The organism is Leeia oryzae DSM 17879, assembly GCF_000376945.1.
In the GTDB taxonomy this organism is placed as follows: domain Bacteria; phylum Pseudomonadota; class Gammaproteobacteria; order Burkholderiales; family Leeiaceae; genus Leeia; species Leeia oryzae.
The window spans coordinates 89,546-101,638 of the sequence record NZ_AQXU01000014.1 but is presented as its reverse complement, the minus strand read 5'-3'; the positions used below and the strand labels follow the sequence as shown (position 1 = coordinate 101,638).

Sequence of the window (12,093 nt, the reverse complement as noted above, 5' to 3'; positions counted from 1 at the left end):
CTGGGGGTTTGCCCCCTTGGCTGATCTTGGTCAATTGGCACAGACAATACCGAGCATGAACAAAGGCCTCCCGGATATCCGGGAGGCCTTTGTTTTAGGGCTTACTTCAACAGCGTGTAGCGGCAGGTTTATCTGCTATTACCAGATAACAACATGATGCAGCGGCATACCGTTTGCGTCCGAAATTACCCGGATGGCAGGCTCCCTGACGATGTGTTCCTCTTTGGCCAACAGGTTTGCCACACTGGACACACTCGCACCCAGCACCCTGCCGATATCGATGTTCACAAGCTGCTCAAAACGGGGGTTAACGGCAACGACAATCTTGTCTGCGTCGGCAATTGCAACCGGATCACTGGTGGTCTCGAACAATAACGCGGCGAGTGACAGCTGCTCATTCAAGGCGCGCTGCTTGGTAACCTCCTGAAATGTACCTATGACTTTGACAATGCGGTTGTCACGCCACTCAGGCGCACCGGTTACATGTAACCAGTTTCCTTCTACCTGTTCCTTGACCAGTTTCAGGTCCATCTCGAACGGAGTACCCTCGGTCATGCACCGGTTGACTAGATCGGTAAATTGCCTTGCATGCCGGGGTTCATAGAACAGTTCGGCACATGCGAGCGAAGGAATGATGCTGTTGCTTGCCAATCCATGTAGCTGATACGTCATGTCATCCCAGAAACCGTTTTCCAGGCTGGGGAACAGCAGCCATGAACCTATTTTGGTTAATTTCTGAATCTGCCCCATCATCCGCAGACGTTGTGTCGATTCGGTGATGTCACGAATGGAAATCACCACTCCGTCCATCTCGCCGTTCATGCTGAATGAAGGGGTAAACCGGATATCCAGACAACGTGAGCCCAAACGGTTGATTTCATTCCAGCTGACCACGTGCTGCGAACTCCCGGCATAAACTTTGGTCAGCGCAGCCTGAATCTGTTGCCAGGCATGCTTGTCCAGCCATATGTCTTGCAATGGCAAACCGATAATTAACTGGCTAGGTTGCCAGAACATACGATCACATGCCCGGTTGGCAAGACAAATCTTTTGTTCTTTATCCAGCAACATGACCGCATCTGTAGAGGCCGAGGCCAGCAAATGACTGCCTTGCATGCGCGCCTGATCGGCTACGCTTCGCTCCACAGGGCGAATCACGGTTAAAAAGGATAAGGGTTCTGCTACCGAATCGGATGTATGCAGCTCGGCATACATTTCATACCAGCGCGCAGCCTGACCTTCTGTCATGCACGAGATCAGCCGGGTGGGCTGGTTTTGCTTATGCTTGACGCACAAGTTGCCAGGCAATAGCTCTTTGCTCAGGGCTCGACCTACTTCATCTGTCAGGAAGGTATTGGGCGGGAAATCTGCTGACCCCACAATGGCAGAAACATGATTGCCGAACCATGCAGTGGCTAACTGATTCCAGGCATACGCGGCACCATGTGCGTCCTGCAGAATCATCCCAAGGCCCAGCTTGTCTCCACTATCAAACATTTCTTTGCAACTGTCAGGGTACGTCATTACCGGTTCAACCTGAGTCATATACACGCCTAATTATCCTCTGAGGATATCCAATAAATACACAAGGCGCGCAATCTCACACACCAAAGCCCTATTAGATATAGCACACCCAATCAAGATTACCGGATATTTTTGGAGGGAGTATGCGCTCGCTCAAACATTGAGCATATCGGCAGTCTGGGCTAGTGATTGGCTGCAAATCCGTACCTTGGCAAGGCCATGCTCGCCCTTGCCAAGCCAGGCAAATGAGAAATGCAGGTACAAGACTTTTTATGGGGGCTAGTTAGCGGAAACATGACATCAGATGACACATGTCAGGAACGGCACCATCGAAGCACAAAAGTAAACCAGGCGTAATGACAGAACAGGGTAGAAAGACAAGCAGAGGAGCTTATTGAAACAGGCGTGAATCCTTGGTGCGTCTGGCCGGAATCGAACCGGCACGGCCGAAGCCGAGGGATTTTAAGTCCCTTGCGTCTACCTATTTCGCCACAGACGCCCAAGACCGCGGATTATGGCAGAAAGGGGCAGGACGGTCTAGTCCCCTGCCCCATATTCCGCGTCTACTCTGCGTCTTGTGCAGCTGGCCGCTGCGCGTATTTTCTGGCCAGCATGGCGCAGAGAATCAGCTGAAGCTGGTGGTAGATCATGATTGGCAGCACGATCGGGCCAAGCGGCATGGCACTGCCAAACAGCATTTTGGCCATGGGCACACCATTGGCAACACTCTTTTTGGAGCCACAAAAAACAGCGGTAATTTCATCTTCTTTATTGAACTGCAAGCGCCGGGATAACCAGGTTGTGAGCGAGATCACCAGTGCCAGCATGATGCTGGCAAGCAGTGCAGCCTGTCCGACCAGATAAAACCCTTGTGCCTGCCACAGGCCAGAGAGGGTGGAATCACAAAAGGCATTAAAGACAATCAGCACAATGACGGTCTTGTCGATTTTGTTGATCCACTTCATCCATGGCTTGAGATAAGGCAGCAGCAATGGGCGCAACACATGCCCGACCACAAACGGTAACAGCAAGTTGGTGGCGATGGCGAAAAAAGCATGACTGATCGAGAAATGCGTAGCACCGGTTTGCACATAAAAGCTGACAATCACCGGCGTCAGCAGCATACCAAGCAACGTGGAGAGCGTGGCATTGAAGACAGCACCGGTAATATTGCCTCTGGCAATGGTGGTCATGGTGACAGATGACGAAACCGTGGAAGACAGGGCACACAGATAGATGACACCCAGCATCAGGTCTGACGGTATCCAGCGGCCCAATAGCCAGGCAATCAACACCCCTAGTAGCGGAAACAGGCCATAAGTACTCAGTTGTACAAACGCATGCAAACGCCAGTTAAGTGCGCCGGCTTTCAGTTTGTCTGTGGGCAACAATGCACCATTGAGGAAAAAAACCAGCCCTACCCCCCAGGTCGTTACCTGATCCATGTACAAAATGCCATGGCTGGCCCCCAGCGAAGGAAACACGGCAGCGAGCAGGATAGCCCCCAGCATGGAGGAGATAAAGCCATCAAATGGCCATTTGCGCAGAATAAGCATAATGGGGATGATCTGGTTGTTATTGGCGTATGGGTGGTAACTTACTGCCGGAGATGCTCCGGCCCAGTCGTATTGTACGCCAATTTAGCAGGAAGCTTTATGAACCCGGTTGCGCCCTTCGGATTTGGCCTGGTACATGGCCATATCGGCACGGTGCAATAACTTATCCAGACTCTCTCCGGGTTGCAACGCGGCCACGCCGATACTGGCGGTGATCGGTATAAAGCGATACAGTACGACGGCCGGATTCTCTGCCAGCAAAATACGGATACGTTCAGCCAGGATAACCCCTTCTTCGATGGTGGTTTCCGGCGCCAGAATGACGAACTCTTCGCCACCGTAACGGGCAATCGTATCACTGGACCGTGCCGCCGTATTCAGTAGCTGGGCAAAGTGGCACAGCACCTGATCTCCGGCAAGATGGCCATACAAGTCGTTGATGGACTTGAAATGATCCAGATCGAGGAGCAGCATGACCATCGGATGCGGATAGCGTCCGCTCCGTTCGCACTCCCCGAGCGCAATTTCATAAAACGCACGCCGGTTGTATAGGCCGGTCAGTGCATCGGTTTTGACAAGCCTGGATAACTCGTCGTTAGCCTGATTCAGGGCATGGGTGCGATCTGCCACTCTGGATTCGAGCTTATAGGCATTTTCGCGAATCTGGCTCATCAGCGCAGAGAACACCAGTGTCAGAATGCTGATCATCAGGATGAACTCTTGGCCTAGCATCAATTCCTCAGAGGAAGCCAATCCGCCAAAAGGTTTATGGCCTTTGGCAATCAGAATCGCAACAATAATGGCAGCAAAGCAGGTTGCGATCGCTGAAAAAACCGGCCGGTACCGGACGGCAACATACAACAGGGGAGGTAACAGTAGCGTGGGCGTGACAGACACATGATAGATACTGCCAGCATGTGCGAAGGCCAGTAGCACAAGCACGGCACAGGTATAGAGCCCCATCATGATGGTCGGTGTTCGGCTAAACCAGACATTAGGCAACATCTCACGCTCGTCCTGCATCACAAGGAGGAGCATCAGCGGAGTTACCAGCATCATGCCCAATGCATCGCCAAACCACCAGATGCGCACCAGCGCCTGATATGGTTCGTGTGCGAGATCCAGCAAGGTCAGTGCGGCGCCCCCCATCAACCCGCCCAGCAAGGTGGCCAATACCGGGCCAGCCAGGATGTATCTGGACAGATCATTCAGGGTAACCAGTGGCAGTTTAATTTGCATGCGCCGGATGAGCAGATAGGCAATGGTTGCCTCGGCGACATCGACCATGCCGAAGATGGCACCTTGCCACCAGTTATAGTAGGGCCAGTCACCGACCGCCTCTGCTGCAATCGCCAGCAAGGCAAACCGCCAGTACCCTTTCCCCTGATAAATCAGCAACATGCCCAGCACGATGGCATTGGGTGCCCAGATGACCGCCATGCCTTCGGGTGAGGTGGTGAAGGCTCCGCCGAATTTTGCGGCGACAAAATACAAAATGGGCAACAAGAGATAGGCCTGCCAGCCTGGCGCCTGAGATACGCGCATAATCCTGTCGCTAGCGTCCTTTGACATGCTTATCCAGTCTGCCTGATCACCAAGGCCCAGTCACCGGCCTTGCCCCTTGGGAATATTAAGATAAAGTACATGTCTTGCCTGAGATTGGCCTGTACGCTGCGGCCCTTTGGCAAGCCATGAATTGAAAGACTATATCAACAGCATAGCCTATTTATTTTGAGATTTTATGAAAATCATGCGATTGCATGAATAATTTTAGGCGTACGGCATACTGTCGCCCGGCCACTGAGACCGGGCGCGGGGGGAGATTAGCGGGGAACGACCAGGCTCATGCAAGTCAGTCCGGCTTCCATTTTCATGAATTCGCTGATATCGGCACTGTGGACGTCAAACCCGGCCGCGCGCACTTTTGCCTGGGTTTTCTGGCTGGCAGCATTCATCACGATTTGCTGGCCCAACCGCAGGACATTGGCAGCCCATGGCTCATCCGGCTCTGCCATGATATGCGTAAAACCTGCAAAAGCAGAGACATCCAGCCAGGCCGGGTTTACCAGCACGGTTTCATCATCCAGCGCCGTAATGCCGGTTTTCAGATGCAGGCACCCGGTGACCTCGACTGGAATCACGGTATAACCGTACTCTGACAAAATGGCAGCCAGCTGCTCAATACCGGCCTGGTTGGTCCGGGTAGTCAGTCCGACAAACACCAGTTTGTCGACACGCAGTACATCACCACCTTCCAGCGTGGCTGGTGCTTCAATACGGGCGACATTGCCCAGTGCCTGCAGTTCCTGCTCGATCAACGCGACTTCTGGCTGGCGCGAGATGGCCCCCGGGCGTGTCAGGACAGAAACTTCCGGAAACAAGACGGCTACGTCTTCCACAAAAATACTGTCGGGCAAATGATCGGCCGTCGGCAAGACCTTGACCTCATGCCCCAGGCTGGCCAGCAGCTCGCCATAGGCTTGGTGCTGTTTTTCTGCCTGAACCGGATCCGGGCTGTCCCTGTCGACAAAGGTCACTTCAAAGCCACTTAACTCTTTTGCGGGCTGGCGGGTAAAAATCAGGGACATACAAGCTCCAACGTTGACGGAAAGACATGATCGTGCCACAAAACCCGTTCAAGGTGGCAGAGATGCACATGGAATGGCGCGATGTCGTCAAAGCATGTCGTCTTTCGAAAGCGCATGCCTCTGGCTAACGCTTTCGCTTATTGCAGATCGTCGGGCAAGGGGTAATCCGGATAGGCTGACTTGAAACGTTGCAGGCTACTGGCGACTTCCTCCATGTGTCCGGCTTGTTTCAAGGCCTGAATGTCACTGAGCCATTGGTCTGCAGGCAGTTTTGCATCTGCTGGTTTTTCTTTGGGCTTATGGTCCTGCACATTAGCTGGCGCTGAGGCAGGGTCAGCGACAGGCGCCGCAGAAGCAACCGCCTTATCAGGTGCCGGCGTCACAAGTGGCGTGACATCCGGTGCGGTTGAGGCAGCGGGTTGACTGGCGATAGGTGGCGTTTCTTTTTGCAACAGCACATCCGGGCTGCTGGCCACGACGTCCGGCGGATTGTTATCCAGCCGGGTATCCAGTTTGTAGGTTTCTGGTACGGCCACCGGTTTTTTGACTTGTGGTGACATATGCACACGGGCAGGTAATGGTGCGGAGGCTGCCGCCATACGTCGCATTCTGGCCAGGTCTTCCGGCATATAAATCTGGGCACGGTTTTTCTGTGTCGTCTTCAGGACAAAACCGATGCCAATGGCCAGCAGTAAGGCCAGAATGAGCAGCAATGGCCCTAGCCAGCCATTTTTATGAGGCGCACTGGAAACAGCGTTATAAGTCAACATGACAATCATGGCCCCTGATAATCGGGCAACAGGCCCGCATACGCATCTGATTACCGATTAAATTACACGTCCTGCATCCCGCTTGGGCATGGGTTGGATCCCCGGCCAGATCAGCATTCTCGTTATAGTACATTTTGACCGGACTGCTGGTAAAAGCAGCGGCCTGCCTGCTGTCTGGCTGGCAGAAAATGCCCTGCTCGCCCGGTTGACGGACGCACAGCATCATTGACCAAATATGATTGATACATGTCAAAGCAAGGTCATATCCCTCTTGAAAACCGGGTTGACTGATCTCATTATTTTCATCAGGTATGGACATCTGATGGCCATACATTGTCAAGGACGCTCTTCCCGGATTTTCCGTTGCATTTACTTTGTTCGAGCATCCTTTATGTCTGTATTGCACGTGGCAGTACAGTAAATAACCATACAAAAGGAGCATGTAAATGAGTACGTTTCCCGCCCGCCAAAGCCTGTTTGATGATCTGTTTCGCGATTTTTCGTCTGGCTTTTCGATCAAGCCCCTGCATGGTGATGCACTGCCTGCCAGTATCACGGTAGATATCAAGGAAGCCGCAGACAGCTATACCGTGCTGGCAGAATTGCCCGGTGTCGCTCGGGATGACATTCACGCCACGATTGACGGCTCCACCGTTACCATCAAGGCGGAAGTCAAACAGCACGACAGTGAAAACAAGGATGAAAAAATCTTGCGCAGTGAGCGCTATTACGGTGCCGTCTCGCGCAGCTTCCAGTTGCCTGTCGATATTGATGAAAGCAAGGCCCAAGCCAAATTTGAAAACGGGGTATTAAAACTGACCCTGCCAAAACGCACCGCCAATGCGACCAACACAAAACTGCGAATAGACTGATGCCTTGTCCGGGAGGAGCCCCCTCCTCCCGCTACACCGGAGCCTCTGTGCTGGAACCGGCTTGCCGAACCCGTTAAGATATCGTCTTGTATCCGCCCCGGATGATGTCTGCATGCAATTAGAACACCTCGAAAAACTCCTGACCTGGACCATGCCTTTTGGCAAATACAAAGGACGCCTGATTGCCGACCTGCCGGGCCATTATCTGAACTGGTTTGCGCGTGAAGGATTTCCGCCCGGGGAACTCGGCAAGCTGCTGGCGTTGATGCAGGAGCTGGACCATAATGGCCTTGGACATTTGCTGGAACCGCTTCGAAAACAGCGTTGATTACACAGGGTTTTTAGGATTACCCTTTCACTCACTTTCACGCAAATGAAAATTTAGTTGATTTTTTTCATTTGGTGCGTCACCATGTTTAGCAAGACTGATACAGGTGACGGCCATCATGCATTCCGAAATCCATGAAAACACCCCGCAAGACCCGGTCTGGCTAGGCAAGCAGATTCGCGACCTGCGCAAAATGCGCAAGCTGTCTCTGGAAGACATGCAACAGCTCACGGGGCGCTCTGTGGGGTTCTTGTCACAGCTGGAACGTGGCAAGTCGCAGGCGACCGTAACCGACCTGAGCAAGATCGCATCTGTGCTGAACGTCCCTTTCAGCGTGTTTTTCAGCCAGGCACCCGCGCATGAGCGTGGTGTGGTGGTCCGCCAGCACCAGCGTCCCCAATTACAGTACGCCAACGGCGTAACAGATGAACTGTTGTCCCCCGGTTTTGATGGTGGCCTGCAGCTGATGCTGACAACATTTGCCCCCGGTGCGAGCTCTGGTGCACAGCCCTTCGAGCACGGCGGAGACGAGTCCGGCATGGTTATCAAAGGTCAGCTGGAACTCTGGATTGGCGATAAATGCTACCTGCTGTCAGCCGGAGACAGTTTCAGTTATGCCAGTGACCAGCCCCACCGCTATTGCAACCCTGGCAGCACAGATACCCAGGTCATCTGGGCTTATACCGTCAGCAATTAACCCCCCGACAGGCATCGAAAGGACAGCCCATGTTTGAATCCGACAGCCAGTATCCTGCCACCTGGTACGCAGACTCATGCCGTGAAAGACAAATCCACCGGCCGGCGCTGGAAGGCGATCTGGATATTGACGTCCTGGTTATCGGGGCCGGTTACACCGGTTTGTATACTGCCCACAATCTGGCCGACAAACAGGTGAATGTCGCGATGATTGAAGCCAGCCGGGTCGGCTGGGCAGCCAGCGGGCGTAATGGTGGCCAGATCATTCTGGGCTTTTCCTGCGACATGCCACCAATTGAGGCACAGTTGGGTACTGAACGCGCCCGACTCATCTGGGATTTGCTGCGCGATTCTGCACAGGAAATCCGCCGTAAAATCAGCCAGCACCAGATTGATTGCGAACTGGCAGAAGGCCACCTGTGGACCTCGGTCTTATGGCAGCGTATCAAGATTCTGGCTGACTGGCAGGAAGAAGCAGCCCATAAATGGGGCTATGAACATCTGGAGATGATTAACCGTAAAGACCTGCCGGGGTATGTCGGCTCCGACCGGTATGTGGCGGCGCTATATGACCGCGAAGGGGGGCATCTGAACCCGCTGAAATATGTGCTGGGACTGGCCGCTGCTGCAGAGCAGAAAGGGGTACGGATTTTCGAGCAGACCAAAGCCCTGTCTTACCAGAAAACATCTGACGGCTATCTGGTCAGCACCCCCAAGGGGCAGGTACGCTGTAAAAAGCTGGTATTCGCCACCAATGCCTACATCGACAAACTGGATACCCGCCTGTCGCGCCGGGTCATGCCGGTGGGCACCTACATGATTGCCACCGAGCCACTGACAGAAGCACAGGCCAGCCAGATTCTGCCGACCAATGCGGCGGTCTCCGACAACCAGTTTGTACTGGATTACTTCCGCCTGACCCAGAACCGAAGCCTGCTGTTTGGGGGCAAATGTACCTATTCGGGTAAAACGCCTGCCAACCTGACGGAAGGGATGCGCCAAGACATGTTGCGTGTCCTCCCGCAGTTGAAAGACGTGAAAATTACCCATACATGGGGTGGACACATTGACATTACTGTCCACCGTACACCGGATTTTGGCCGGGACGGCAATCTCTTTTGGGCCCAGGGATTCTCGGGTCATGGCGTGGTACCGACCTGCGCCGCCGGCCGGGTGGTTGCCAATGCCGTACTGGGTGATACCCACCTGATGGATATGTTCATGGAACTGAAAACCCCGCCGTTCCCGGGTGGCGAGATGTTCCGCGTACCATTGCAGGCGGCCGGTATGGCCTACTACCGTCTGCGGGATTATGCAATTCCGGGCTTAAGCTATTAAACTGACGGCTTTACCCCGCCGGAAGCCACAGCATGTCTGAACAGCATTTTGACCTGAATCTGCTCCGCATGCTGCATGTGCTGCTGGATACCCGCAATATGACCCGGACGGCAGAAATGCTGGGAACCACCCAGTCTGCCGTCAGCCGGCACCTGGCCAAGGCCCGTATCAGTATTGGCGACCCGCTGCTGGTACGCGAAGGCCACACCTACCTGCTGACGCCCCGGGCGCAACAGCTGCAGTCCCGTCTGAAAGACATGCTGCCGCAGCTGGAAAACCTGCTGGAGCCGGATCTGTTTAACCCGGCCAGCTGCCAGCGAGAATTTGTCTTTGCCAGCTCGGACTATATAGCCGAGTACATGTTGCCAGAGCTGGTTGCCGCCATCACGCCGCAGGCCCCTTTGCTGAAAATCAACTACCTGCTATGGCAACCCGGGCAATATCAGGTGCTGTATCAGGATCAGGTTGATGTCATTACCACCATTTCTGATACCATTCCGGCCAATTTGCATGGCAAAAAACTGGGGGAAGACCAGCCCGTCTGCCTGATGCGTGCAGATCACCCGCTGGCGAGCCAAGCGTTAACGCTGGACGACTATGTCAAAACGCCGCACGTCCGCATTACTGGTGGTAGTGACAAGGATGGGCGTATCGATGCCCAGCTGCAGCGCCAGGGATTACAGCGACATTTCCAGGTCCAAGTCCCCTTCTATACCGCTGCGCTGAATATTGCAGCCCAGTCAGACATGCTGCTGACGGTGCCTCAGCATATTGCGATCAACTTTGCCAGACATCACCCGGTCATCTGGCAGCCCATTCCGCTGCAAGGACTCCCCAACTACCAGTACTGGCTGTTGTGGCATGAAAAGAATCATCACGATGCAGGCCATCAATGGTTTCGTAACCAGGTTTTTGTCATCATCAATTATTCGATTCATGGTATTGGTCATTATCTGGAAACCCAGCCCGGTCATTGACCTCTTTGCTTCAGAGACTACGACCTACCGCTGACCATGCAATTTTGCATAGCCAGTATGTCAAAGCATGCATTCACCGCATAACCCATCTCCCCTACACTGGTTCCATTCTTCTCCAGCACGACAGAAAGGGACATCATGGAACTGCATCAGTGGCTGTTATTGGCGGGCACATGCCTTCTTGGGGCAATGACACCGGGCTTGAGTCTTGCCATTGTCGTGCGGCATGCCAGCGACGGCGGCAAGCGCAATGGGTTCGCAACTGCCTTTGGGCATGGTTGCGGCATTTTTGTGCATGCATTGGCGTGCGTATTGGGTATTGCTCTGCTATTGCAAACTTATCCGCTGGTTTTCCAGATGATGTCATGGGCCGGCGCCCTGTATTTGATCTGGACCGGCAGCCAGATCTTGCGCAGTCTGAAACCCGCGGCGCACAGTGCCGGGCACACCGATCAGCGGGCAACACAACGCACCAGCTACCATTCGTTTCTGGACGGGTTGATGGTGGGGTTGCTTAACCCGAACCTGATCCTGTTTTTTCTGTCGCTCTTTAGCCAGTTCATTCATCCGGGCGCCAGCCAGCTGGTCAAGGCAGAACTGGTACTGACGCCACCGATACTGGATATTGCCTGGTTCATGCTGGTCGTCGTGGTACTGAACCATCTGCCTAAGGGCGATGGCATGCAAAAACTGAAACGCCCGCTGACAGGGCTGATGGGACTGGTCCTGATCACGCTGGGTAGCAGGCTGTTTTTCATGTAGCAGACAGGCGGAGAGTCGATATAAACAAAAAGCCGGCGAGTCTTGCGACAAGCCGGCTTTTTTAATACTGGTGGAGGGGGAAGGATTCGAACCTTCGAAGGCAGTGCCGTCAGATTTACAGTCTGATCCCTTTGACCGCTCGGGAACCCCTCCATAAGAGAGGCGCATCATATCGGGGTTTGTGCATGGACGTCAAGGTAAATTCGCAAGACAGCCCATGCATGCCGCTATTTCACGCAATCGCTGAGGGTTAAACCTTCAGCTTTTTGTGATATTCCTTCATCAGCGGTTTCAGCTTGTCCAGCTCGGCTTTTGCTTCTGGCAGCTTTTTGGCGGCAACCAGCTGGTCAATGGCGTCCAGCTGGGTAAACAGCTTTTTCATACCTTCTTCAAAGGTCTGCTTGTCTGCAGCGCTCATCTTGGCAGGTACCACGGTTTTGGCTTTTTCTGCAGATGCGCGGAAATCTTTCAGGTCTTTCGCCATGGCAGCTGCATCGGTATCAGCCACTGCACTCTTGTAACTGCGTTTCATGTCTTTCATGGCACGGCCAAGGTCATTTGCATGCGCAGCAGAGCCCAGCAAGGCCAGTGACAGGGTGATCGAAGATAAAATTGCCAAACCTTTTTTCATTTACGTCTCCATTAGACAGGGGGGTTGGGGTTCAGAACCTGCAAAACTTAT

The 12,093-nt window shown here is 53.6% G+C and carries 12 protein-coding genes and 2 tRNA genes; 6 read left to right on the top strand and 8 right to left on the bottom strand.

Annotated elements, in window-relative coordinates:
- Nucleotides 1–138: 138 nt before the first annotated feature.
- The 6 genes from F552_RS0102640 to F552_RS0102610 form a co-directional block, all read right to left on the bottom strand.
- Nucleotides 139–1,545, bottom strand: coding sequence for a PAS domain-containing protein (locus tag F552_RS0102640; protein ID WP_083917408.1), 1,407 nt, complete (start codon nt 1,543–1,545; stop codon nt 139–141).
- A gap of 393 nt (nt 1,546–1,938) precedes the next feature.
- Nucleotides 1,939–2,023: transfer RNA gene (locus tag F552_RS0102635), tRNA-Leu, on the bottom strand.
- A 64-nt stretch (nt 2,024–2,087) separates the two neighbouring features.
- Nucleotides 2,088–3,080: a bile acid:sodium symporter family protein gene (locus F552_RS0102630; RefSeq protein ID WP_018150163.1), complete on the bottom strand. Its 993-nt coding sequence runs from the start codon at nt 3,078–3,080 to the stop codon at nt 2,088–2,090.
- 84 nt (nt 3,081–3,164) lie between these two features.
- The gene (locus F552_RS0102625; RefSeq protein ID WP_083917407.1) at nt 3,165–4,652 is read right to left on the bottom strand and encodes a GGDEF domain-containing protein; all 1,488 of its coding nucleotides are present in this window, start codon (nt 4,650–4,652) and stop codon (nt 3,165–3,167) included.
- Between the two features lie 251 nt (nt 4,653–4,903).
- Complete coding sequence (locus tag F552_RS0102620; RefSeq protein WP_018150161.1) at nt 4,904–5,668, bottom strand: dimethylarginine dimethylaminohydrolase family protein; 765 nt, start codon at nt 5,666–5,668, stop codon at nt 4,904–4,906.
- A gap of 137 nt (nt 5,669–5,805) precedes the next feature.
- A complete protein-coding gene (locus tag F552_RS0102610) occupies nt 5,806–6,438 on the bottom strand; it encodes a hypothetical protein (RefSeq protein WP_156802205.1) in 633 nt (210 codons plus the stop codon).
- Between the two features lie 446 nt (nt 6,439–6,884).
- Between F552_RS0102610 and F552_RS0102600 the strand changes: the two genes are divergently transcribed.
- The 6 genes from F552_RS0102600 (at nt 6,885) to F552_RS18300 (ending at nt 11,411) form a co-directional block, all read left to right on the top strand.
- Complete coding sequence (locus F552_RS0102600; RefSeq protein ID WP_018150157.1) at nt 6,885–7,310, top strand: Hsp20/alpha crystallin family protein; 426 nt, start codon at nt 6,885–6,887, stop codon at nt 7,308–7,310.
- Between the two features lie 112 nt (nt 7,311–7,422).
- Complete coding sequence (locus F552_RS0102595) at nt 7,423–7,638, top strand: DUF3820 family protein (protein WP_018150156.1); 216 nt, start codon at nt 7,423–7,425, stop codon at nt 7,636–7,638.
- A 118-nt stretch (nt 7,639–7,756) separates the two neighbouring features.
- Entirely contained in the window at nt 7,757–8,335 is a 579-nt protein-coding gene (locus tag F552_RS0102590) for a helix-turn-helix domain-containing protein (protein WP_051078243.1), read from the top strand.
- A gap of 29 nt (nt 8,336–8,364) precedes the next feature.
- Complete coding sequence (locus F552_RS0102585; RefSeq protein ID WP_018150154.1) at nt 8,365–9,672, top strand: NAD(P)/FAD-dependent oxidoreductase; 1,308 nt, start codon at nt 8,365–8,367, stop codon at nt 9,670–9,672.
- A gap of 32 nt (nt 9,673–9,704) precedes the next feature.
- Complete coding sequence (locus F552_RS0102580) at nt 9,705–10,649, top strand: LysR family transcriptional regulator (RefSeq protein ID WP_018150153.1); 945 nt, start codon at nt 9,705–9,707, stop codon at nt 10,647–10,649.
- A 138-nt stretch (nt 10,650–10,787) separates the two neighbouring features.
- Complete coding sequence (locus tag F552_RS18300) at nt 10,788–11,411, top strand: LysE family translocator (RefSeq protein ID WP_018150152.1); 624 nt, start codon at nt 10,788–10,790, stop codon at nt 11,409–11,411.
- A gap of 68 nt (nt 11,412–11,479) precedes the next feature.
- Here the strand turns inward: F552_RS18300 and F552_RS0102565 are convergent.
- A tRNA-Tyr gene (locus tag F552_RS0102565) sits at nt 11,480–11,564 on the bottom strand.
- A gap of 97 nt (nt 11,565–11,661) precedes the next feature.
- The gene (locus F552_RS0102560; protein WP_018150151.1) at nt 11,662–12,042 is read right to left on the bottom strand and encodes a cytochrome b562; all 381 of its coding nucleotides are present in this window, start codon (nt 12,040–12,042) and stop codon (nt 11,662–11,664) included.
- Between the last annotated feature and the right edge of the window lie 51 nt (nt 12,043–12,093).